At 41.2% G+C, this 22,701-nt stretch carries 19 protein-coding genes and 1 tRNA gene; 8 read left to right on the top strand and 12 right to left on the bottom strand.

Translation table 11 applies throughout. The annotated features are described in order from the left end of the window. Window positions 1-16 precede the first annotated feature (16 nt). Window positions 17-3,445 carry a SusC/RagA family TonB-linked outer membrane protein gene (locus BGP15_RS12540; protein WP_286769706.1) on the bottom strand — a complete coding sequence of 1,143 codons (3,429 nt, stop codon included), beginning with the start codon at window positions 3,443-3,445 and terminating at the stop codon, window positions 17-19. A gap of 185 nt (window positions 3,446-3,630) precedes the next feature. After that, the gene (locus tag BGP15_RS12535; RefSeq protein ID WP_286769705.1) at window positions 3,631-4,809 is read right to left on the bottom strand and encodes a FecR family protein; all 1,179 of its coding nucleotides are present in this window, start codon (window positions 4,807-4,809) and stop codon (window positions 3,631-3,633) included. Window positions 4,810-5,169: 360 nt separating this feature from the next. On the opposite strand from BGP15_RS12535, the gene BGP15_RS12530 reads away from it, so the two are divergent. Beyond that, complete coding sequence (locus BGP15_RS12530; RefSeq protein WP_146753040.1) at window positions 5,170-5,595, top strand: hypothetical protein; 426 nt, start codon at window positions 5,170-5,172, stop codon at window positions 5,593-5,595. Here BGP15_RS12530 and BGP15_RS12525 read toward each other — a convergent pair. The 8 genes from BGP15_RS12525 to BGP15_RS12490 all read right to left on the bottom strand — a co-directional run bounded on the left by BGP15_RS12525 (window position 5,576) and on the right by BGP15_RS12490 (window position 12,601). Further along, complete coding sequence (locus BGP15_RS12525; RefSeq protein ID WP_286769704.1) at window positions 5,576-6,448, bottom strand: EamA family transporter; 873 nt, start codon at window positions 6,446-6,448, stop codon at window positions 5,576-5,578. The genes BGP15_RS12530 and BGP15_RS12525 overlap by 20 nt on opposite strands. Beyond that, window positions 6,435-7,253, bottom strand: a complete 819-nt coding sequence (locus BGP15_RS12520) for an alpha/beta hydrolase (RefSeq protein WP_286769703.1) — start codon at window positions 7,251-7,253, stop codon at window positions 6,435-6,437. The genes BGP15_RS12525 and BGP15_RS12520 overlap by 14 nt, the downstream gene beginning before the upstream one ends. A 74-nt stretch (window positions 7,254-7,327) precedes the next feature. Then, window positions 7,328-7,903, bottom strand: a complete 576-nt coding sequence (locus BGP15_RS12515; protein ID WP_286769702.1) for a Crp/Fnr family transcriptional regulator — start codon at window positions 7,901-7,903, stop codon at window positions 7,328-7,330. 111 nt (window positions 7,904-8,014) lie between these two features. After that, a complete protein-coding gene (locus tag BGP15_RS12510) occupies window positions 8,015-8,791 on the bottom strand; it encodes a hypothetical protein (protein ID WP_286769701.1) in 777 nt (258 codons plus the stop codon). A 179-nt stretch (window positions 8,792-8,970) separates the two neighbouring features. Next, window positions 8,971-9,043, bottom strand: a tRNA-Lys gene (locus tag BGP15_RS12505). 141 nt (window positions 9,044-9,184) lie between these two features. Continuing rightward, window positions 9,185-9,463, bottom strand: a complete 279-nt coding sequence (locus BGP15_RS12500) for a lipopolysaccharide assembly protein LapA domain-containing protein (RefSeq protein ID WP_286754434.1) — start codon at window positions 9,461-9,463, stop codon at window positions 9,185-9,187. A gap of 55 nt (window positions 9,464-9,518) precedes the next feature. After that, window positions 9,519-12,116 (bottom strand): heavy metal translocating P-type ATPase, encoded by a 2,598-nt coding sequence (locus BGP15_RS12495; protein WP_286769700.1) that lies wholly within the window; start codon window positions 12,114-12,116, stop codon window positions 9,519-9,521. 251 nt (window positions 12,117-12,367) lie between these two features. Continuing rightward, window positions 12,368-12,601, bottom strand: coding sequence for a hypothetical protein (locus BGP15_RS12490; RefSeq protein WP_046676375.1), 234 nt, complete (start codon window positions 12,599-12,601; stop codon window positions 12,368-12,370). A 270-nt stretch (window positions 12,602-12,871) separates the two neighbouring features. Between BGP15_RS12490 and fbp the strand changes: the two genes are divergently transcribed. Both fbp and BGP15_RS12480 read left to right on the top strand, forming a co-directional pair. Beyond that, window positions 12,872-13,882 (top strand): class 1 fructose-bisphosphatase, encoded by a 1,011-nt coding sequence (gene fbp, locus BGP15_RS12485; RefSeq protein ID WP_286754437.1) that lies wholly within the window; start codon window positions 12,872-12,874, stop codon window positions 13,880-13,882. A gap of 114 nt (window positions 13,883-13,996) precedes the next feature. Continuing rightward, window positions 13,997-15,445: a L,D-transpeptidase family protein gene (locus BGP15_RS12480; RefSeq protein WP_083295796.1), complete on the top strand. Its 1,449-nt coding sequence runs from the start codon at window positions 13,997-13,999 to the stop codon at window positions 15,443-15,445. A gap of 42 nt (window positions 15,446-15,487) precedes the next feature. On the opposite strand, the gene BGP15_RS12475 is transcribed toward BGP15_RS12480, so the two are convergent. Further along, window positions 15,488-17,020 carry a DUF3943 domain-containing protein gene (locus BGP15_RS12475; RefSeq protein ID WP_053003933.1) on the bottom strand — a complete coding sequence of 511 codons (1,533 nt, stop codon included), beginning with the start codon at window positions 17,018-17,020 and terminating at the stop codon, window positions 15,488-15,490. Window positions 17,021-17,121: 101 nt separating this feature from the next. Here BGP15_RS12475 and BGP15_RS12470 point away from each other — a divergent pair, with 101 nt between their 5' ends. After that, on the top strand, window positions 17,122-18,654 hold the full coding sequence (locus BGP15_RS12470; protein ID WP_115048082.1) for a SulP family inorganic anion transporter: 1,533 nt from the start codon (window positions 17,122-17,124) through the stop codon (window positions 18,652-18,654). Here BGP15_RS12470 and BGP15_RS12465 read toward each other — a convergent pair. Continuing rightward, complete coding sequence (locus tag BGP15_RS12465) at window positions 18,638-19,246, bottom strand: methyltransferase domain-containing protein (RefSeq protein ID WP_286769699.1); 609 nt, start codon at window positions 19,244-19,246, stop codon at window positions 18,638-18,640. The two genes, BGP15_RS12470 and BGP15_RS12465, sit on opposite strands and share 17 nt — an antisense overlap. Before the next feature lie 228 nt (window positions 19,247-19,474). Here BGP15_RS12465 and BGP15_RS12460 point away from each other — a divergent pair, with 228 nt between their 5' ends. The 4 genes from BGP15_RS12460 (at window position 19,475) to BGP15_RS12450 (ending at window position 22,495) form a co-directional block, all read left to right on the top strand. Then, window positions 19,475-19,933: a hypothetical protein gene (locus BGP15_RS12460; RefSeq protein ID WP_286769698.1), complete on the top strand. Its 459-nt coding sequence runs from the start codon at window positions 19,475-19,477 to the stop codon at window positions 19,931-19,933. Between the two features lie 252 nt (window positions 19,934-20,185). Further along, window positions 20,186-21,457: a glucose-1-phosphate adenylyltransferase gene (locus tag BGP15_RS12455; RefSeq protein WP_046675878.1), complete on the top strand. Its 1,272-nt coding sequence runs from the start codon at window positions 20,186-20,188 to the stop codon at window positions 21,455-21,457. Window positions 21,458-21,518: 61 nt separating this feature from the next. After that, window positions 21,519-21,602 (top strand): hydroxyisourate hydrolase, encoded by an 84-nt coding sequence (locus BGP15_RS26955; RefSeq protein ID WP_083295797.1) that lies wholly within the window; start codon window positions 21,519-21,521, stop codon window positions 21,600-21,602. Between the two features lie 116 nt (window positions 21,603-21,718). Then, the gene (locus tag BGP15_RS12450) at window positions 21,719-22,495 is read left to right on the top strand and encodes a phosphatase PAP2 family protein (RefSeq protein WP_286769697.1); all 777 of its coding nucleotides are present in this window, start codon (window positions 21,719-21,721) and stop codon (window positions 22,493-22,495) included. The last annotated feature ends 206 nt before the right edge of the window (window positions 22,496-22,701 follow it).

Below are 22,701 nucleotides of genomic sequence, written 5' to 3'. Positions count from 1 at the left end.
GTTTTTTATCGATCGGTTAAAAACTAAGGTTAACCCCAAATGTAAAATTGCGCATAATAGGGTAGTAGGCGCCGCTTGAATTGATTTCCGGATCCCAGCCTTTTCTATAATTGCTTTTGGTAAATAGGTTTTCGGCGTTTGCATAGATCCGCAGGCCTGACAATTTCCATTTTGCAAGGGTGTTCTTGGGAATGGTATAGCCTAATTGCATATTTTTGAGGCGTAAGTAGCTCGCATCCAAAAGCCAGTAGTCTGACAGCAGTGTATTGGGAGTACCTGTGCTTGGCAATTGTTCAATTCTTGGGTAAACCGCATTGCGGTCGGGATTTGCTGCTGTCCATCTGCCATCAGCTTGCCAGCGTTGGATATTGCCGTTTTGTGTCAACGCAAATCCAGCATAATTGTCCAATAAGCCTTTAACACCACTTACACCTTGAAGAAGTATTCCTAAGTCAAAACCTTTATAGCTCATCCCGATATTCATCCCGTAGGTGTATTTGGGGATACGTGATCCGATAACAGTTCGGTCATATGTGGCATCTACTTTTCCATCAGGTATGCCGTCGGGGCCACTAATGTCTTTGTATCGGATATCGCCTGGCTGTGGCTTTGGGTTGATGCTGGTTTGATTGGCCCAGCTTGCAATATCAGCAGCATCGATAAATAGGCCATCGGCTTGGTAGCCATAGTAAGCCTGTATGGGGTAACCGATAAATAGGGTTGAACCATTTCCAACTAAGCCATTTGGCTGGTTGATATTGCCGACACCCAAATCGACGACTCTATTTTTGACGGTAGAGAAGTTTAGATTCACATTATACGAAAATTCGTTCAACTTCTTTTGATGTCCCAAGGTGAATTCCCAGCCACTATTTCGAAGTTTTCCAGAATTCTGTACGCCTACTTCAAACCCCAAAACTTTGGAAACACTAGAACCTGGGCTCACCAAAATATCGTAAGTATATCGGTTATAATATGTACTACTGAATGTCAATAAATTTTTAAATAAAGCCACTTCCATGCCCGCATCTGCCGTTCGGGTTGATTCCCAGCGTAGCGTAGGGTCAACAATTGTTGTTCTGGCGACCCCTGGAGAAATGGTATTTCCAAAAGGGTAATTATAACCCGGATTTAAAACATCCTGGTATGGGTAGTTAGAGACAACGCGCTGTTGTATATTACCGACAATATTTTGGTTTCCAAGTACCCCATAAGATCCTTTGATTTTCAATTCGTCGATCCAACTATAATGGTCCTTTATAAACGATTCTTCACTCAGCAACCAACCTACTGCAATCGAAGGGAAGGTCGCATATTTTTTATCGGTTGGAAAACGGGATGACCCATCGTATCGAACAACACCCTCGACAAGGTATTTCTTGGCATAATTATATTGTACGCGTGCAAATAATGATTCTAATGCCCACTCTGAGGCTGTCCCAGCGTTCTGTTGCCCATCTGGTGAACCTACATTTAACTCGGTAAGATCATTGCTGGGAAAATTCTGGCGGTAAGCGCTTAAACCTTCGCTGTAGCCTTTTTCGAAAGAATAACCACCTAATATTTTCAGGTTATGCGACCCGAAAGTCTTCGTGTAGTCTGCTAAAGCTTGAAAAGTTTTGTAAGTGTCGTAGGGCGCACTTTGGTTCAGATTTGAGGGGCCCAGAATTATGGAATTGTTGATCCGTTGCGAAGCTCTGAAAAGTTTTGTACGGCCATTCGTCTGCGTATACCCGCCAATAGCGGATAAGGTCAGATCTGAAATCGGTTTCCAATCGAGCTTTGCGTTTCCCGAGATATTGGATACTTTTTCTTTGTAGAAGGATTCGCTCTCCAGGAAAGATACGGGTGTCCCTTTCAGGTTATTTCCTGCGCCCCAGTCACCGTTGCTCAACCGAATAGGGTATATGGCGGGATAGCGAATCACCTGAGAAATGATATCCGTCATGCGGGAGAAGTCGAGCGTTGCCGGTGCTGCCGGTTCGTCTGTTTCGGTCTGAATTGCTGCTACCCGCGTCGTTAATTTGAGCTTGTCATTGAGGTTTGATATGAGATTGAGGCGGACATTGTATTTGTCAAAATTGTTTTTGATGACAATACCTTTTTGATTCAAAAAACCAGCAGATAAGGTGTATTGTATTTTATCTGTGGTATTGGATATATTTAAATTGTGGCCTGTTTGTGTTGCTTGCGACTTAAATGAGCTTGCCATATAATTGGCATTGGGATAATTTTCAGGATCTGAGCCATCCTTAAATTTTTGGATTTCTTCGGCCGTATAACCACCGCCACCACTTGTGGTTTCGTTGAGTAAGGAAGCGTACTCCCAAGAGTTGACAAATTCGGGGAATGCTGTTGGCTTTTGGATCCCATAATAACCATTGTAATTGACCGTTAATTTTCCGCCAGCTGCGCCTGTTTTTGTTGTTACCAGAATAACGCCGTTTGCGGCTCTAGCTCCATATATGGCTGCTGAGGAGGCGTCTTTCAATACCGATATCGAGGCAACATCATTTGGATCAATATCATTAAAGGAATTGGTGGGGATACCATCAACTAAAATAAGTGCGTCGGTACTGGCGCCGAATGATCCCACACCACGAATCTGTATCGTATTGTTTGCTGCCCCGGGTTGGCCAGATCGCTGTATGACGGTCACGCCCGGCATTTGACCAGTGAGGGCCTGAGCAAGCTGGGGAACGGAGCGTTTGGCGAGTTGTTTCCCATCAACTTGGGAAACCGAACCGATTAGTTCTTTCTTTTTTGTCGTACCGTAGCCTACGACGACGACTTCCTCCAATGCGTCGATATGCTGGCTAAGTTCAATATTGAGGTAGGGCTGGTTGGCCAACGGGATTTCCTTGGTTTGGTAGCCGATCATTTTAATGACAAGTACGGCGTTATTATTTGCTTCAATCTGAAAGTTACCACTTGCATCTGTAGTAGTTGCTTTTGTCGAACCTTTTATCATAATTGTTGCACCTTGGAGCGCGGTTCCTTTGCTATCGTGAACATTTCCCTTGATGGTGCGGTTTTGTTGCACTAAGACGTAATTGCTTGGAAGGTCATACGTTAGGTGGTTTGTTTTTAACTTCGTTACGACAAGCATATTATCCTGAAAACTCCAATCCACAGGTTGGCCTTTTAAGAGGATCGGTACAGCTTTTTCTAAAGGCATATTGCGAACCTGCGCCTCAATTTTTAGTTCAGCAAGTTCTTTACCATTCAATAGAAAGGGGACGCCACTCTGTTTTTGGATGGTACGTAGTACCTGCACCAATGACATTTTTTTGGCGTTAATCGTGATTGATTGTGCGTAGCTGGCTGCAGACAGCTTAACAACACATGCAAGAGTAAAAAATGCGCTCAGCTTCATTTTGGTCTTCCATTGCTTGGGGATGTTCACAGCAATTCGATTTCTATGAACAAGAAATTTAAAATTCATAAATTTGTTGAATTAGGGATATAATCTATTGTTAAACTGATTGGGTAAATCGGTCAAAAATGGAGATCGCTATTATGGCCGATTAATGTTCGTAGCATTGGTCGGCTTTTTTTAGTATCTCGTTTTGTCTCCTTAGGTTGGTTTTCTCATAATTGTTGTTTTTGGGTTATTTCATGGATAATTGGTTAGTTTGAAACAAAGAGTTTACGGATGCCATTTTCTTGGATCAATTCAAATTTAATATGGCTGCGTTCCAAAATTTTTAGGACTGCCGATAGACTTTTCGTACGTTGAATTTCGCCATATAATAGTGTTTCTTTTATCGGTTGCGTGTAGATGATTTGCAGGTCATACCATTGACCGATCAATTGTAGGGCAGTATGAAGGTCCGTTTCATTAAAATAGAATTTATTGTCGAGCCATGCGATGTAGTTAGCGGGATCGACCACTTTTTTGGATAGTTGACCCGAAGCTAAGAGCGCTTGTTGGTTGGGTCTGAGCTGTAACGTTTGCCCTTGCGCCGATAGATTGATGCTTCCCTCCACAAGCGTGGTACTACTTTGGGATTTCGAATAGGTGTTTACGTTGAATTCGGTACCGGTGACTTCGATGAGCTGTCCATTGGAAACGACCTGAAATGGAACCTTTTTATTTTTTGCAATTTTGAAATAGGCTTCACCGTCAACTTCAACAACACGTTTGTTTTTTGCAAAATGAAGCGGGTATTTGAGTGTTGTTTTCGCATTGAGTGTAATTTCCGAGCCATCTTCCAATTGGAGTTTCAGCATTGTGCCGGCGGGGGTATTAACTGTGGCCATCAGATCTTCTCTTAAAGATTCGTTTTGTAGAACAGTACCGTCTTCGTAGGTCAATTTATCTCCTGAAACAAGGGCTCCTTTCTGACTCGATACCTGGAGTACTTTGCCATTCGAAAGTCGTATTTCAGCGTTGTTGTTCTGTGCTTCTACATCATTTAAGACCATTCGATCGCTGATCGGTGTAGCCTGTTTTTTTACCACTATGAAATACATCAGACCACCTAAAATTAGGCTTATTAAAGCTGCAGCGTAGGGTAGCAAACGCTTTAGGTTTCTTATAGGAGATGGTTTAATGGCGGAGGTTCGAATGGTCTCTAGGGTCTTTGTCTTTAACCTTTCGTTCCAATCCATCGTATCTGAGGCCTGGAGTAGGCTCCATTGATTTAAATCGTTGATAAAATCATCGCGATCTAAAAGGTCTTCAAAAAAAATACGGTGTTCTGCTGATTCGTCCAACCATAGCTTTAAATCGGTCTTTTCATCCGACGTTAAGTTGTCGCCGATGTACTTTATGATTAGTTGTTTGATATCATCAGTCAATCTCATGGTGTATAATTTTAGATAGATACGTAACAGGAAGGATAAACCTTAGTAAAAAAATGAAAAAATATTCAGGTGTAGCATGCCGACAAATATTAAGGTCCATCCGTCAAATATCGTCAGGACCACGTCCAATAGTGCTTTGGCATTTATCTTTCAAGGATTAATTTGCATCTTTAAAAAGATTCTTGTCGTTTAAAGGTTACGCGGGTTTAGCAGTTATGCTATGTGAGAAGTCAGCCTTGAATTCGGTTTTGAAATTGAGGCGCTCGGAAGGGGCCTGGTCGAAATTTATTAAGGGAAAATAGGAGGGGACCAGAAGTTCAGGCCTATTCGCGGTTTTGTTTATTTTAAAATATTGTGCCGATGAAAAGAAAGCTAAGTTTTATTTTTCTGCGAATTATAGGGTTTAGTGTGTCGACGACCTTTGTCCTTACAGCCATACTTCAGGCAAATAATGAGGCGGCAAAAAGAGCACGTTGCTACATGCCCTTTTTTACAGAATTGTTGCTTTCATTCGTGACACTCTGTATTGCGATTGGTACGATATCTATTTTTCTAAATTTAAATAAGCAATTCAGAAGCAGTAGGCTTGCACGGGCACTATCCTTTGTTTTATTGCCCGCTGCTATTAGTCTATTGTTTTCATCCTTTCTGATCCAAACTGGTGGAGCCTCTAATATATTTGAAATGCTCCACATGGCTGCAACCATAGTTCCGGTTTGGGGGCTGATCTTATGGCAATATAATAGATTTAGTCATTGGCTGGCTACTACGACTTACCAACATTAATTATGATGACAGCCATTAAAATCAGGAGTATGCCCAACCATTGGAATCCTGAAACAACTTCCTGCAGAACCAACATGGCAGATAAGGTTGAAACGGGGATTTCCAGACTTGAAATAATATTTCCCATCGCTATTCCAGTTTTCGGGATTCCCTTTGTAAACAATAAAGGCGGTAGGATCGTTCCAAAAATGGCAATCAGTAATCCCCAGGGGATTGCATTAACTTGCATATACCGAATAATATCCATGTTCCAAAATGCGACGATGAGCAGCAGTCCGCCTAAAACCAAGAATTGGCTTCGTACCGAACTCGGCAGCTCTTTCTCCACTGTGCTTGAAGCATAAATTGCCAGCGCATAACTTATTCCCGCTCCGAAACCCAGTATTATTCCTCTGTAATCAAGGTTATTATTGTTTTGGAATAGATTGGTTGCTAAGGTCGTTCCGAGCAAAACGATAATAACTCCTGTTATCTTGCCTTTTGAAGGAAACTTTTTCAACAGCACTGCTTCTGCAACCAAACTTATCCAAATGGATTGCATCAGTAAAATAATTCCAACAGATACCGAGATATATTGGATGGAGAGATAGTAAAGTGTAGTTGTTAGGCCCAATGAAATGCCCCATACCATCAGTTTTATTTTTGATGAAAATTTGATAACGTTATGTTCTTTTGCACTACGCTTTGAAAACAGATTAAAGGCCAGCAAAAAGAGAAAACCAAACATAAACTGCAGAAAGGTCAACAGACTTGTGTGTATCCCTAAATGGTTTGCATATTTCACGATCGTTGCGAGGAGTCCATAGCTGCAAGCGCCTGCAGCAACATAGAGTGTCGATTTATAGTCCTTCATGTTGAAAGTAGTTTTGAAATAAAGCCAACTGTTGTGATAGTGATTTGCTCCAATAAGCAGTATCGTGTCCGCCTTTTGATTCGATGTAAAGATGCTCGATGTTTTTGTTGGTCAGATGCTTGTGGAATGTCCGGTTCATTTCCAGCATTTGCAGGTCTTCCGTTCCACAATCGAGGATATAGCGTTGTTTATTGTGCTTCATTTTATCTTCGTTGCTGTAGATGCGGTCTACATCGTTCAGATTTTTGAAATCGCCCAATACCTTGTCTACCTGATATTGCTGGTAGGCTTGTCCAAAGCGGTCGAAATCAAGTGCGCCGCATGAACTTCCGACGATCGAAAATGTTTGTGGGTAGGCTATGCCGATGTGCAATGCTCCGTAGCCACCCATACTCCAGCCCAGTATTCCGCGCGCATTTCGGTTTTGTTGCGTCGGGTAGTGATGATCGATGTAATTGACTAGCTCATTTCCGATAAAGGTGCTGTACTGTGAATGTGGATCGATGGGGCTATCTACGTACCAAGAATTGAAGTTGCCATTTGGGAGCACATAAATAGTCTGAAATGTTTTTGCTTTTTGGATTAAGTCGGGAATATCTTCTTGCACTGTGCGGGTGGGGTTGCCGCTATAACCGTGGAGTATATAAACTGTTTTATAATTGATCCCGTCTTGCATGTCGGGTGTAATTATAATGGTTTCAATGTTTTTGTCCATTTTGGCACTATGGATTTTTGTCTTAACGACTTTTTGTGCCGCCAGTGGTAGGCTAAGGGCAGAAAATAGGAGGGTGTATACTGTTTTCATAGCTTAAAATTTTATCTTTATAAGGCAAAATTCAAGAGTATAATCTTTAAAAACGTATACAGATGTTGATGGAATTATTCTTTTAATTCCTTACGGATGCGGCTTAATTGCGTGGGAGTTACACCAAGATAGGAGGCGATATGATGCTGTTTGAGGCGTTTGAAAAGCACTTGATTCTGATGAAGTTCAAGGTAACGTTCCTTCGCAGATTCCCATTTCAAATCGATTTCAAGTGGTTCTTTTTTGACCACCCAATTCTTTTCCAGGTAGGCTATCTGAAAGAGTGCTAAATCATGCTTTGTCCGGACAAGCTCACGGAAAGCCTTGGCAGAATACTGAATCAACTCAACATCTTCGAGTGCAACGATGTTGAACGCGCTCGGTGTTTCTGTGATGATGGCGGCGGTGGAAGCACAAAAGCTATTTTCTTCAAAAAACATTTTATAGATGGTATTACCATCAGCGTCTAATTTATAATAGCCTAATAATCCTTTGCAGATAAAATAATAGTACTTGGCATATTCTCCAGCACGTAGAATATGTTCATTTTTTTTGAACTGCTTCACCTGAAAGATAGTTTTCAAAATGTCTGTTGTTTCTGCACTGAGCGCAGCATAAGTATTCATTTCGAAGAGTAGTTTTTCTATCATCTGGGGCAATTGTTTTTGTACATGCTGGTCTGTCTTATTAACAAAGTTAGTGAAATGACAGCTGCAATAGTGTCTTTACGGACTGTAACTTGGAAATTAATGATTTTTACACTAGTCTTTGATGTAATACTCTGTTCCATTTAAGCCGACATAGATTTCCCTATCGAGGTCACCGCGATAGCCAATAAATAGCGGATACTGCTGTTCACGTAGTGGATTATTATAAAGTTCCTCGATATTCGCATACTTTGCTTTAACAACGATCTGATTGGTTTCGCTATTTTTTATTCCCTTCAGTAAAGTGTGTTCACTGGTAAAATCTATGTAGTGTATTTCTTTTCGTTTGGGCTGAAAAACCAATTTAACACCTTCTTCAATCAACTCCTTGTTTTTTGTTCGAAATTCCTGAATGGATTGCTCGTCCGGAAATAGTTGTTTTCCGTTCCGGTTGTCTCTGATGTGTTGAAAGAGTGTGTTTTGATCTATGTTGTCGCTATAATAAACAGTTGAATTTTTATACAGATAAATGGTTGTTTCACCTGTTTTAAAATCGGTTGGATTGTATTTATATACTCGTGTACCCTTTTTATCGATGCGGTATCGCTCACCATTGAATAGAACCCAGGCATAGTCTGCTGTTCCATATTTAATGATCTCGGCATTATTCACATGGAAAAGTTGGAAATTGTAATCAGCCTCGAATAATTCTGCCTTTTCAAAAAGCGCTTTTATCTTAATGTTTAGCGATTTGTCAGAGTAGCCATATAAGCTGTTCTGCATGAGTGTCGGAATTAAATCAGGATACGCCAAATCTGTTGAGGCTAATTTATCTTGGGCATGAGCAGGAATACATAAAAAGGTTAAAAGAAGTAAAATAAAATTTTTCATCCGTTTTGCTATTTAATGTGCCTAACAAAGCTATTAAATTAGCTCTGTAAAAAAATCAATGGAAATAGTGATTTTTAATATTGCTGAGCCTCGAAAGGATTGAATCCGGCCGACCTTTCTTTCGAATCCTAATAGCTTTAAAACAAAAAAAGCTAATCTTGCGATTAGCTTTTCTTTTGTGATCCCGCTGGGATTCGAACCCAGGACCCATACATTAAAAGTGTATTGCTCTACCAGCTGAGCTACGGAATCTTACTTCTTTGTTTTTGAACTACCGTTCCTTGTTTGAAGTGATGCAAAGATAGGATTAATCCCTATTCCACGCAAGTATTTGTGCCATAAAAATGCGCTACAGCTGTTTAGGGCTTCATTTTTAGTGGTTTATTTTTTCTTTTAGGAGAGGAATTCTCGATCTTCATCCGATAATTGAGGTTTTTTGTGATCGTTTTCTTCTTCCGATTCGTCTATTTCCTCCTGTTCGTGTACCTGCTGTTTCTTTTTTCCGGTTTTTAGCAGCGATACAAACACAATTCCGGCAATAAAAAAGGCCAATAGTAGCTTCCATAGTGCCACTTGTGATTCCCCGAGAAAATTGAGCTGCACCGATTGCGGATTCTTGACACAGACAACTGTGATGATAACCGTAATTAAGATTAAAAAGATATTACGCATGTTACTGTAAGCTATATGTCGTTATTGTAGCAGCGAATATAGGGAATATCTGTTTTTAATCGATATCGATCTTTGCACGATTTAAGCGCAAAGAATTCAAAATAACCGAAACGGAACTAAAACTCATTGCGGCAGCTGCTATCATGGGTGACAAGAGAATTCCGAAAGATGGATATAGCAGGCCGGCTGCCAAAGGAATTCCGAGTATATTATAGACGAAAGCAAAACCCAGGTTTTCCTTAATGTTACGAAGCAATTTATGACTCAGTACTTTTGCTTTGGCAATTCCGGTCAGGTCTCCTTTCAACAAAGTCAAAGAAGCACTTTGTATGGCAACGTCAGTACCCGTACCCATGGCAATGCCGATATCGGCTTGAGCAAGGGCAGGGGCATCATTGATACCATCACCGGCCATCGCGACCACATGACCTTGTTGCTGTAATGTATGAATCTCTTGCAACTTATCTTTGGGCAAGGCATTGGCTTTGAAATGCTTAATGCCGACTTGATCCGCCACAGCCTTTGCCGTATGGACATTATCTCCAGTCAGCATGACTACATCGACTTGATGTTTTTGGAGGTATTGAATTGCCTGCTTCGATGAAGCCTTGATTTGATCTGAAATACTAAAATAGCCCAATAAGGTTTGATCTTTTGCGAGGAAAGACACCGTTTTTCCATTGGACTGAGCGGTTTCAGCCATCTGCTTCATATCGTGTGGAACTGCTATACCGATAGACTCCATCAACAATTGATTGCCAAGTGCTATACTGTTTCCGTTTATGTTTCCTTTGATTCCTTGTCCCGCTACGTTTTCGAAATCGGAAACTTTATTTTCTGTTTTACTGTTTTCTTTTTTTGCTCTTTCAATAATAGCATGACCTAAAGGATGTGTGCTATTGGCATTTAAAGCGGCAGCCAAAGACAATATTTCGTCTTTGCTACTGGAGGAGTTTGGTTGAATATCATCGACGGTGGGTTTTCCTTCGGTGATGGTACCTGTTTTGTCTGTTAGTACCACATCGACCTGGTTCATTTTTTCCAGTGCACTTGCATCTTTGATCAGGATGCCATGTTTGGCTCCTTTGCCGACACCAACCATGACGGACATCGGTGTCGCGAGCCCCAAGGCACAGGGGCAGGCAACAATTAGTACGGCAAGTGCATTGGCAAAGCCGAACGCTAAGGAAGCAGAAGGAACCCAGAGCCACCAGGTAAGAAATGTCAAAATTGCAATGATAATGACAATCGGAACAAATACCTCGGATACTTTATCTGTTAACCGTTGAATGGGTGCCTTGCTTCTGCTGGCATCATTAACAAGTTGAATAATCTGAGCCAAGAGTGTGTCCGAACCAATACGCTCTGCTTTCATGAGGAAACTGCGGTCGCCATTGATGGTTCCTGAACTGACATGATCGCCTTCCTGCTTTTCTACCGGAATAGGTTCACCCGTCAGCATGGATTCATCGATGCTGCTGTTGCCATCCGTAATTTGTCCGTCGACTGGAATTTTATCACCGGGTTTTACTTTGAGTATATCACCAAGTTGAATTTGATCTATGCCTATTTTTTTATCGATTCCATTTTCCACGCGCGTAGCTTCGGAAGGACTCAGCTTGATCAGTTCTTTGATCGCTGAATTGGTTTTGGAATGTGCTTTAGCCTCCATCACCTGGCCTAACAATACCAGTGTTAGAATGACGGTAACGGACTCGAAGTAAAGCGCAATGTAGCCATGGTGATTTTTTAATTCATCAGGAAAGATCTGCGGAAAAAATAGACCTACCAAACTATAGACAAACGCAGCTCCAGCACCAAGTGCAATCAGGCTAAACATATTAAGGCGCCAGGTTTTGAAAGATACCCAGCCACGTTGAAAAAAAGACCAACAGGTGTAAAAAACAACCGGTAAAGATAAAACCAATTGTATCCATCCCGACCAGCTGGGCGGAATGATTTTACCGATCGGGTTGCCCGGAAGCATTTCACCCATGGAAAGTATAAATATGGGCACAGTAAATAGGATGGAGACCCATAATTTCATACGAAGATTACGATAGGTATGATCGTCGTCCGCACTATTACCATTGGCTATAGGCACAAGGTCCATACCACATATGGGGCAATTTCCGGGATGGTCTTGTACAATCTCAGGATGCATTGGGCAAGTATATTGAAGGTCTGTCTTTAACATGGGGACTTTTTCCAGGTTCATGCCGCATACGGGGCAGTTTCCTGGTGAGTCATAAAGCTTTTCGCCTTCGCAATGCATGGGACAATAGTATTTATCTGCAGACGTACTATGATGTGCTTTGTCGGGTGTAGCTAATGTTTGTGACTGATGCATTGTCGCATTTGACTGAGCGGAATGATTGTGTTGCTGTTTGCTATGGATAGGCGGAACTTCCATGGATTGATCGGAGGGAACCTCGGAAGTATGCTGATGTGCTTCGCCGATTTGATATGGCCCCAATTTGGATATTATTTCCTGTAATTGCTGTAACGGAATGTGTTTCTGGGATGTTATTGTGATGCTTGGCGGGTTTAAAGTCACCTCGGCATGAACCCCAGGTAACTCGTTCAATGCATGTTCGATTGTTGTTTTACATCCATCACAGGACATTCCTGAAAGTGTATAGCGGTGTTGCATAGCGTTGTCTTTGTTGCCTAAAGTTAAAAGTTATATCGAGTTGATTTTTACACTTTTACCGGGTTTTTTTGTAAAATTTCCCGTTGATAATATGCTTTCAATTTGCCCCATTTTCTAGGTCGAGCCAGCTTTATAGTCTTCGGGAGACGGAATGTGATGTGAAAAACATCGAAATCACGCTATGATAAACACAATCGAGCGATGTTTTGTTTGCTTTGGGGATAGCTATGGGGGTTGGAATATCTCGTTGATTAAGCTAATAGCATCACTTGGGGATGTTTGATCAATGTATTGATGCTGACCTGCTCTTTCAGCAATGCTTCATGAAAAGGCGCCGGGATCATTAATTTAAATGTTTTTTTTGTGGTCTTGACCATGAATAGGGCGCCGTGAACGACCTGTTTATCATCTATGATCAACGTGTGCTGTTTTACCAATTGGCTTCCCAATTTTTCCTTTTCGATGAGCTGTATAAGTTGTTGCATTGTATCAGAATATTTAGCCAAAATTACCAAATACTTAGCATTTATTGTTTTTTTTTCTAATCGTCGCTCTTTGAAATTTATCCACTGCTTTCCACCTTTTATTATCTTTTTAATAGCTAATAATCGTTTTAGCAAAGAAGAGTTTTCAAAACTTAGCGCAATCGATTGCGTATTTGGTCTGCTAAAATGCTAAATATGAGCAGCATGTGTTTGCTAAAGTTTGTTTAACTTTTTTAGCTTTGTGCAACAAATATCCAATAAAACAATATTATGAGTGGTATAACTACACTAGGTCAATTTATCATTGAAAAACAGGCCGATTTTCCATATGCTAAAGGGGAGCTTTCTAGACTCTTGCGCGATATTGGAATTGCGGCAAAAATTGTAAATAGAGAGGTAAATAAAGCGGGATTGGTTGATATTTTAGGCGATGCAGGCCAGGTCAATGTGCAGGGCGAGGGACAAAAGAAACTGGATGTTTACGCTGATGAACAGTTTATCAAAGCACTTCAAAGTGGGGGCGAATGCTGTGTAGTTGCCTCAGAGGAGCATGAAAATCCAGTTTACATCCAATCAGGGGTTTCCAAAAATGCCAAATATATTGTGTGTATTGACCCGCTGGATGGCTCAAGTAATATTGATGTCAACGTATCTGTGGGGACTATTTTTTCCATTTATCGACGAATTTCTGATACGGGTGTTTCTTGTAATAGCAATGATATTTTACAACATGGAACGAAACAGGTCGCTGCAGGTTATGTGATCTATGGTAGTTCAACCATGTTGGTGTATACAACCGGAAAGGGCGTAAACGGATTCACATTGGATCCATCGATCGGCGAGTTTTGTTTATCCCATCCCGATATGAAAATTCCGGCGTCGGGCCAAATTTATTCAATTAACGAGGGAAATTATTCCAAATTTCCAAACGGCGTCAAGCAATATATCAAATATTGCCAAATGGAAGACAGTGCAACGAAACGCCCCTATGCGTCACGGTATATCGGCTCAATGGTCGCCGATATTCACCGTAATCTCCTCAAAGGGGGCATCTTTCTTTATCCAACGACTTCTGCACACCCTAATGGGAAACTGAGATTGATGTATGAGTGCAATCCAATCGCTTTTATTATCGAGCAGGCCGGAGGTAAAGCTTCGAATGGATCTCAGCGTATACTAGCTATTGAGCCAAAAACTTTGCACCAACGATCAGCAGCTTTTTTGGGCAATACCGATATGGTGGAATTGCTGGAAGATTTTCTGAAAAAATACAGTGATTGATTCTGTAGTGATTCAATGACAGGTAAGATTCTTTAGACCATAAGAATTATTTATCTTTGTCCCCAGAAAATGGCTTCATTATTGCGAAGCCATTTCTTTTTCACGATTTGTAATATGTTACGATTTTTAGTTTTTATTTCATTTATTTCAGTAGTATTTTTTTCTTGTAAAGATAACCCTCCAACTTATGGCGATGTGCTGGCGAAGGAGTTTGAAAATAAGTCCTATAAGGATTTTGACACAGCTGCTTACGTAAAAGTCTTCCGTGACGTGTATGCTAAGGAAAAATCCCAATTGGTTAATCCGAGCTGGATGAAGGAATTATCGGATTCTACTGAAGGGATGACTTTAATTGCCGAACATCTCTTTGATGGTAGTATCGATACTATGATTACTTACTTCGAGCGAAGCGAAGAGCATGGTATTCGGACCAGTTATTTCCATACGGCTGCGATTAAGGAAACGTTGTTTTCGCTTCGAAAACTGAAGGGCAAAGATGTTGCCGAAGTTTATCCTTTATTGGCGAAGCTTGACTTATTGAGCACTGATGGACTCGTGGCTTATATCAGCAGTATCAAATATGGTGTGGTTAATCCCAAACGCCTTTATGGAAGGTATTTCGTTCCTCAAAAACGTATGAGCTATGGCAAAGTTGTCAACTTGTTGGACAGCGTGAAAATCGGAAACGTCTTGGCCGATATACAGCCTAAAAATCAATATTATACTAGATTTCAAGATTTGTTGGAAAATGGGAATCTAAACAGTGCACAACGAAGCCAGGTGTTAATGGTATTGGAAAAATTGCGCTGGATGGGGGATGCTTTTCCGGAGAAATATGTATTTGTGAACATACCTGAACAGCGTTTACATATCATGGAAGATGGGAAGACAAGCCAACTGATGAATGTGTGTGTGGGTGAAACAGACAATCCGGCATATACGCGGAAAGGTGAGAACCATGAGACGCCTGTGATGCAGGGGATGTTGGATGCCATGCAAGTTAATCCGGTATGGAATATTCCAAGCAGTATTGTTAAGAAAGAATTATTGGCAAGTGTTCGGAATAATCCAAACTATTTGGCGTCGCGCAATATGGTGGCTTATTACAAAGGTAAACAAGTGGATCCTACAACTGTCAATTGGAATTCGGATTCTGTGGAGAATTTTCGTTTCAAACAGAATCCCGGTTCGGATAATTCATTGGGGAATGTAAAGTTCCTGTTCGAGAATCCCTATTCTATTTATCTACATGATACGCCGGCAAAACAAATGTTTGGGCAAAGCAACCGGGCGGTCAGCCATGGTTGTGTGCGTGTAGAAAAACCTGTGGATTTGGCTTCTTATCTTGTCAATAATGAAAAACAGGCCGAAAAAATTGCGAAAGAAATTACGACAGATTCCATTTCAAAGTCTCGCTGGGTAACACTAAAACGGCAGATGCCAGTTTATATCACGTATTATACAACTTGGTTGGATGACGAAGGTAAAATTGTTACTTATCCGGATATATACGGGTACGACCCGCGTTTAAAGGAAGCGTTAAAGAAGTATTGGACAAATTGATGAGAAAGGCTTAACCAAATGCGTTAAGCCTTTTTTTTATAGCTAATATTCAGAGTTGTAGGCTAGGGCTATCCGGACAAAAGGATAGTCTTTGTTGACGTTGTTATGGTCTTGATAACGACCTTCCAATCTAAAGTAACCAGAGTAAAGGTTGACGCCAAAGTTCTTCCAGATACGCATTGAAGCACTCGTGGATGCCGTATGAAGAAAATGGTGGGATTTGTTACCACTGATTGTGACAAAATATCCACCACGATAATCTACACCAAATTTAAAGCGGTTTAATGTGCTCAATGTAGCCGAAGCCCTAACATCAGCTCCGGGTCCGTAATCGTATGTGCGGCTTTCACCAAAATGGAGGTAGGGATCGGGTACAGCGGCCAATACCACCGGACCACCACCAAGAATGGTTGTCAGCTTGGTACGGCTACCAATATTGAAGTTTGAAAAGACATTGTAATTGATGCTCTGGGATCCGTAATAAAAAGCTTCATTGCGCAGAAAGTCAAAATGTGCAGACACGATACCACGGTGGCGTCCTGTTAAATTAGAGAGAATACGGTTTCCATATAGCGAAGCATAGACATTGACCGCATTGACAATGGAACTATCATCTGATCCGAGTTCCAAATTGAGGAAGAAGTCATCAAAGGGTTTCTTTTTGTCTATATCATTGTTGGTGTAAATCAGTTTGATACGTGCATATACGTCATTCTTTCCTTTATTTAAGATGTCATGTTCTTTGGCATCAAACCGTCTTAGCCCCAATTCAACTTCGGTGTGCACTAAAGAACTGTCGATAACAGCTCCCTTGACCTTATCTCCCCAGCGCCCATCAAGCAGTCGGTTGAGTCCGTTTATCGGATTGATCAGCATGGCCAGTAGTTCTTTTTTATTACGTTGTCCTTTAGTTAGGCTTGGGCGTGAAAGAATATGATGCGATAGTCTATGGGTCATTTCACCTAAAATAGTACCCCCAAAGCTTGTGTTGATGATATCATTGATGGATGGGGGTTCGGTTTCACCTGCAGTTTCCCAGATATAGCTACCAGCTACGGTTGCAGCTGTTGATTGTAGAAAACTATAGTTGTTGGATCGGAACGAATTGAAATAAAACTGACCGTGATAAGGGTGCGCCATTTGATTTGTTGCAAAAAGATTGTCGTCCCAGGTCCAGGCAGACAGTTTTAAATGGCTAAAGAAGTTTTTAAAGGAAATATGGGAAACAGGATCTTTTCGAATGAAGTAATTAACCGAGGCAGGAATAGCCTGGATGGAGAACCACTCAATTCCCGCCCTTAAGAAGTTCTTTTTTTGGTAATCAAATAGACTGTCTGTTTGTTTTACATTGATACGATGATTGTTCCATGGTTTTGGCTGCTCGCGGTGGAACAAGTGATTTTTTTCGACTGATGTCGCTCGAAATAGGCTGTCTGAATTCATTAAAGAGTCTCTTGCTGGAAGGAGTGCTGCCTTACTTGGTCCTATATTCCCGAGCTGGACAAGCACCCAAAAGATAAATATAAAGAGACTATAGTGACGTTGGTTAATGCGTTGTTTGATCGAAATGAACATACTGTTTTGCGATAAAATTTGTAAAGAATAACAAATATAGGATAAAAGTGTTTGTGCGATTAGTACCTTTGCATCAATTATCCTGTTCAAGTAATTTAGAAATGAACAATACCTTTGAAATATTCAATATAAAATCGATCAATCTTAAGAATGAGTTGTTTGCAGGATTAACGGTCGCGATGACGATGATTCCGGAATCACTTTCGTTTGCTATTTTAGCTGGATTACCGCCTTTAACGGGACTTTACGCAGCATTTTTAATGGGTTTGATTACTTCCGTTTTGGGAGGCAGGCCAGGGATGGTCTCTGGAGGTGCTGGTGCAACAGTGGTTGTTTTAATGGCCCTGGCGGCAAGTCACGGTATTGATTATCTTTTTGCCGCTGTCGTCTTGGCGGGGCTTCTACAATTTTTGGTCGGACTTTTTAAATGGGGGAAATTTGTACGCTTAATTCCGCAGCCTGTGATGTACGGTTTTTTAAACGGACTGGCCATCATTATTTTTATGGCGCAAGTGGTCCAATTTAAAGAGAATACAGGATCGGGGGTGGAGTGGATGTCGGGAAGTACCTTATACATCATGGGCGGACTGACTCTACTGACGATGTTGATCGTGATTGGATTTCCTCGAATCACAAAGGCAGTCCCGGCCTCTTTAGTCGCTATTCTCGTTGTGTTTGGCTTGGTTTCTCTTTTAGGAATTGATACCAAAAAAGTAGTAGATATAGCCTCTGTCAGTGGGACATTACCCCATTTACATTTACCCAATGTACCCCTGAGCTGGGAAACATTGCAACTGATTTTTCCGTATTCGTTGGTGATGGCCGGAGTAGGGTTGGTGGAATCGCTTTTGACACTAAATATGGTGGACGAAATAACCGCGAGCAAAGGAAATGCAAACCGCGAATCCATGGCACAAGGGGTAGCCAATGCAATCAATGGATTTTTTGGAGGAATGGGTGGATGTGCTATGGTTGCTCAAACACTGGTCAATTTAAATGCTGGTGCACGCACGAGGCTCTCTTCTTTTATTGGAGCCATGACCATCTTAGTGATTATTTTGGTAGGTGCTCCTTTCATTGAACAGATACCAATGGCAGCGCTGGTCGGTGTGATGATGATGGTGGCAATAGGTACCTTCCAATGGGTGAGCTTGCGTATTGTCAATAAATTTCCCAAATCAGATATTTTCGTTGGTATTCTTGTCGCAGCGATTACGGTGGTTTTACATAATTTAGCACTGGCGGTGCTTATTGGTGTCGTGGTATCCGCACTTGTATTTGCCTGGGACAATGCAAAGCGCATTCGGGCAAGAAAATATTTGGATGCCGAGGGCATCAAGCATTATGAAATTTATGGACCGCTTTTCTTTGGTTCGACAGCTAATTTTTTGGATAAATTTGATGTTTTGGAAGATCCTGACCGTGTGATTTTAGATTTTAAGGAGAGTCGTGTGGTGGATATGTCCGCTGTGGATGCGCTTAACAAAATTACCGAACGCTATGCCGCACAAGGGAAAAAGATCGAATTGTGGCATCTCAGTGAGGATTGTCGCTCACTGCTAAAAGATGCAGCAGACATTGTGAAGGTCAATATCGTCGAAGATCCCACTTATCGGGTCATGCCGGACAAGTAGACAATTTTTTGCGCAGCTCAAAAAACAGTTCATTTCCCTGTCTTTGGGGAATACTATTGGTGGAATCTGCCAGGTGTAAAATGTCAAATTTAGATTTGAATAATTGTTGGTATTCTGTTTGATCTCCACCGAAAGGTGGGCCTTGCTGCGCAAATTCCCGTTTGAACAATAAACCCATCAGTATACCCTGAGGCTTGAGCAAAGTATGCATTTGTTGTACATAGCTGGGGCGTAATGAAGGATCCAGTGCACAAAAAAAGGTTTGCTCAATTATATAGTCGTACTGGCCCTGGTGCTGGAAGAAATCTTGACATAGAATTTGGATGTTAGGGTTATTTTCGAATTCCCTTTTTACCTTTGCAACGAGTGTTGGGGCGATATCAAGTAAGGTAATTTGACTAAACCCCATGGCAAGGAGAGCCTTCGCCTCGTAAGCATTTCCACAACCGGGAATTAAAATTGCCGCATCTTTAGCAATAGACCCCGCTGCATAGTTGATGATTGCAGGGGATGCGTAGCCAATATCCCAGCCTTTCGATTGGGTCTTATAACGTTCATCCCAATAGTTTTCATCCAATAGTGAAGAATCCATAGCTATTTTGTTCTATATACTTTAGCAATTTACATAAATATTAGGTCAATAGCGTGCTTCTCTCCAATGAAAATTGCGTTTAGCTATCCTCTCGGAAGTTGATCATCTAATTTCAATTTTGGGAGCTATCGAAAAGGAGCAAAGTGTTGTAATTCACTTGCGTTCCATACGATATTAAAATTTATAGCGTTCAATTACTCTAGTAGGGCAAGTAGCCTGTGTTTTTAGATGAATTATATTAAAGTAGTCTTATTTATTGTTTTATTTCTAATTGTTGGTCTTGCATATGCTAACCAAGATTGGAATGGTTTGGAGAGCGCGCATCACTATATCGGTTATGTGCTGTTAACTGTCTATATATCAGGATCAATTATGTTTGTGTACAAACCTCTTAAAGGAGATAGAAAATTGAGACGACATTTTTTTATCCGGTTTTCTGTGGTTTGTATCGCCTTCCTGCTACTTCTTGTCCCATATTTGATTCTTAAGCAACAAAATGATGGTTTGGGGGCAGGATATTTACTCTATTTTATGACAGTCAGTCTTGCGGCACCCTTGTCTGTTTATGCCTTTATTGAGATCCTATGGTTATTTACGCAAAAGAAATATCCGCAAATAGGTATTAATCTATTGCTTGTTGGTTATATCTACTGCCTTTTTTTATTCAGTGGTCTATTTGGATATTAAATCTACGGGAGACACGGACTTGTAATCATCGTCTTTTAATCGGTTAAAATTAAGAATGGTTCTGTTCGTTTTTCGGGGATTACCTTTATTGTAAAAAGAATCAATGATCAAAATTGCTGTTTGCTTCTTATCCGAAAAATTGCTAATTTAATAAGGATTCTTAAACCTGAATTTAAAGGATCTCGAGTGTAAACCTGATCAGGTCCCTATTCTTGAAGATAATAGTTTTATAACCAATTAATGGATTGAGGTATGATACACAAAGTAGTTTCCCTTGTATTGGGAGGAGGTCGAGGGTCGCGCCTTTTCCCATTGACGCAACAGCGTTCGAAACCAGCGGTTCCAATAGCTGGAAAATACCGTTTGGTCGATATTCCGATTTCGAACTGTTTGAATTCAGGCTATAATAAGATCTTCGTACTGACGCAGTTCAATTCAGCCTCTTTGAACACACACATCAAAAATTCTTACAATTTCAGCATTTTCAGTAAGGGCTTTGTCGACATCTTGGCTGCAGAGCAGACCAATGAGGGCGATCGTTGGTTTGAGGGTACCGCTGATGCGGTCAGGCGCACGCAGAAGCATCTCCTTAATGTCGATTACGACTACATTCTTGTATTGTCTGGTGATCAGTTGTACCAAATGGATTATTCAAAGCTGATTGATTTCCATGTTGAAAATGGAGGCGATGTTACCATCGCTACGATACCAGTCAATGGTAAAGATGCTACGGGATTTGGTATTTTAAAAGCGAACGAAGCGAATGAGATTACTGCTTTTGTCGAAAAGCCCGATAAGGATGAAGTATTAAATTGGACCTCAGAGGTTTCAGCGGTTTTGCATAAACAGGGAAGGCATTATTTGGCATCTATGGGGATTTATGTTTTCTCAAAAAACATATTGCGCAACCTTTTGATCGCCAACCCGGGGATGGATTTTGGTAAAGAAATTATACCTGATGCTATCGAAGCACTTCGGGTATTGAGCTATCAATTTGATGGGTATTGGACCGATATCGGGACCATCAAATCATTTTTTGATGCCAATATTGGATTGACAGATGATATTCCGGATTTCAATTTGTTTAATGAAACCGTGTATACACGTGCGCGGATGCTCCCGCCTTCGAAAATTTCGGGTACAACGTTAAATAATACGGTAATTGCCGATGGATGTATTTTAAATGGCGATAAACTGGAGAGGTCTGTTATTGGGATACGTTCCCGTATTGGTGAAGGAACGGTTATTAAATCGACCTACATGATGGGAACTGATTACTATGAGCAGTTGGAAGAAGTATTGGAGTTGGGAAATACACAAAAGCCACCACCGGTAGGTGTAGGTAAACGTTGTTATATCGAAAACGCAATCTTGGATAAGAACTGCCGAATTGGAGATGACGTTCGTATCATTGGTGGACCGGGTTTGAATGATGGCGATTTTGATACGCATATGATCTGTGATGGGATTGTTGTTGTGAAAAAAGATGCGGTCATTGCCAATGGTGTGACGATAGGACTTTGATCATACATAAATTTTAAATCTAAAGCCCGCTGTTCACATCAATTCATGAAACAGCGGACTTTTGTTTACGCTTTTTGAGCAGACACATCTTCATGTGCCGATTACGCTTTCGCCCTACGGCTATTCAACCTATAAGGGAAGCTGACCCTCTGACGAAGGTGGATGCAAGATGCTTAGTTTCCGAGTTGACAATGCCCGTTGTCTTTTTTTACTGGATATTTTAATATTATCTTTGCGCACGATAAAATAAATACGGATAAAATGAGCACTTACAAAAGATACTTTGTTTTTTATTGTATCCTGGTTTCACTTTTTGTAGTACCGGCTACCTCAATTGCCCAAATTCTGTCGGAACAACCGTCGGATTCGAGCCGCGGATCTCATTTTTTTAAGAAAGTTCCTTACAAGGAACTGGCTGTTCCTGTAGGACTGATCACCTATGGTGTCGTTGCCAAAGGAAATCCTTTTTTAAAGGGGATAGATGAAGACATTAGAGACGGCGTATCGAGAGGAACTAGCCGAAAAATTAAGTTGGACGATTTCACCCGCTTTGCTGGAACTGCCGGAGTATTTGTTTTGGACGCGGTAGGGGTGCCTGCCAAACATAACCTTAAACAACGCCTGTTTACGACAGCGGTTTCTAATATTATCATGACTTCAACCGTGAAAATTATGAAATCCACCATTCCCGTATGGCGGCCTGATAGTTCAGCGAATAATTCCTTTCCTTCGGGGCATGCTGCTACTGCGTTCGTTGGTGCCGAACTGTTTTGGCAGGAATATAGACAGGAGTCAATTTGGTACGGTATTGCAGGATATGCTGTTGCAGCAGGTACCGGTTATCTGCGGATGTACAACGACAAGCATTGGTTCTCGGATATCGCTATGGGAGCTGGGGTCGGTATCTTAAGTACTAAAATCGCCTATTGGTTGCTCCCTTTGGTAGACAGTCGATTACAGAATTCGAAAAAGAGCTATGTTGTGCTTCCAACATATAACGGGAGACAATTTTGTTTAAACGCTAGCTTACAGTTTTAGGCTCATTTTTTTAAGCCCCATTCGGGGTCTCTACATTGATCGTATTCGGCTTGCCTCAAAACAAAATTTCCTAGATAGTATTCGTACAGGGGTATAAATCCACTTTAAACCCCTGTATTCACTACAGTTTTTAGGTGTTCTACCTGAAGATCGGCACTGCTGTGTCAGCCATTTCCATTCCCTATTTCAGCATGTAACGTTTATGT

Origin of the sequence: Sphingobacterium sp. 40-24 (assembly GCF_001899705.1) — a bacterium.
Classification (GTDB): Bacteria; Bacteroidota; Bacteroidia; order Sphingobacteriales; family Sphingobacteriaceae; genus Sphingobacterium; species Sphingobacterium multivorum.
This window is presented reverse-complemented; position numbering and strand designations above follow the sequence as displayed.

What these genes read in the sequence shown, in the direction of transcription:
- BGP15_RS12490 (WP_046676375.1), bottom strand. Translation starts at nt 12,601, where the DNA reads ATGCAACAACTTATACAGCTCATCGAAAAGGAAAAATTGGGAAGCCAA.
- BGP15_RS12450 (WP_286769697.1), top strand. Translation starts at nt 21,719, where the DNA reads ATGAGCACTTACAAAAGATACTTTGTTTTTTATTGTATCCTGGTTTCA.
- BGP15_RS12515 (WP_286769702.1), bottom strand. Translation starts at nt 7,903, where the DNA reads ATGATAGAAAAACTACTCTTCGAAATGAATACTTATGCTGCGCTCAGT.
- BGP15_RS12465 (WP_286769699.1), bottom strand. Translation starts at nt 19,246, where the DNA reads ATGGATTCTTCACTATTGGATGAAAACTATTGGGATGAACGTTATAAG.
- BGP15_RS12510 (WP_286769701.1), bottom strand. Translation starts at nt 8,791, where the DNA reads ATGAAAAATTTTATTTTACTTCTTTTAACCTTTTTATGTATTCCTGCT.
- BGP15_RS12540 (WP_286769706.1), bottom strand. Translation starts at nt 3,445, where the DNA reads ATGAATTTTAAATTTCTTGTTCATAGAAATCGAATTGCTGTGAACATC.
- BGP15_RS12475 (WP_053003933.1), bottom strand. Translation starts at nt 17,020, where the DNA reads ATGTTCATTTCGATCAAACAACGCATTAACCAACGTCACTATAGTCTC.
- BGP15_RS12530 (WP_146753040.1), top strand. Translation starts at nt 5,170, where the DNA reads ATGAAAAGAAAGCTAAGTTTTATTTTTCTGCGAATTATAGGGTTTAGT.
- BGP15_RS12495 (WP_286769700.1), bottom strand. Translation starts at nt 12,116, where the DNA reads ATGCAACACCGCTATACACTTTCAGGAATGTCCTGTGATGGATGTAAA.
- BGP15_RS12500 (WP_286754434.1), bottom strand. Translation starts at nt 9,463, where the DNA reads ATGCGTAATATCTTTTTAATCTTAATTACGGTTATCATCACAGTTGTC.
- BGP15_RS12455 (WP_046675878.1), top strand. Translation starts at nt 20,186, where the DNA reads ATGATACACAAAGTAGTTTCCCTTGTATTGGGAGGAGGTCGAGGGTCG.
- BGP15_RS12460 (WP_286769698.1), top strand. Translation starts at nt 19,475, where the DNA reads ATGAATTATATTAAAGTAGTCTTATTTATTGTTTTATTTCTAATTGTT.
- BGP15_RS12480 (WP_083295796.1), top strand. Translation starts at nt 13,997, where the DNA reads ATGTTACGATTTTTAGTTTTTATTTCATTTATTTCAGTAGTATTTTTT.
- BGP15_RS12535 (WP_286769705.1), bottom strand. Translation starts at nt 4,809, where the DNA reads ATGAGATTGACTGATGATATCAAACAACTAATCATAAAGTACATCGGC.
- fbp (WP_286754437.1), top strand. Translation starts at nt 12,872, where the DNA reads ATGAGTGGTATAACTACACTAGGTCAATTTATCATTGAAAAACAGGCC.
- BGP15_RS12520 (WP_286769703.1), bottom strand. Translation starts at nt 7,253, where the DNA reads ATGAAAACAGTATACACCCTCCTATTTTCTGCCCTTAGCCTACCACTG.
- BGP15_RS12525 (WP_286769704.1), bottom strand. Translation starts at nt 6,448, where the DNA reads ATGAAGGACTATAAATCGACACTCTATGTTGCTGCAGGCGCTTGCAGC.
- BGP15_RS12470 (WP_115048082.1), top strand. Translation starts at nt 17,122, where the DNA reads ATGAACAATACCTTTGAAATATTCAATATAAAATCGATCAATCTTAAG.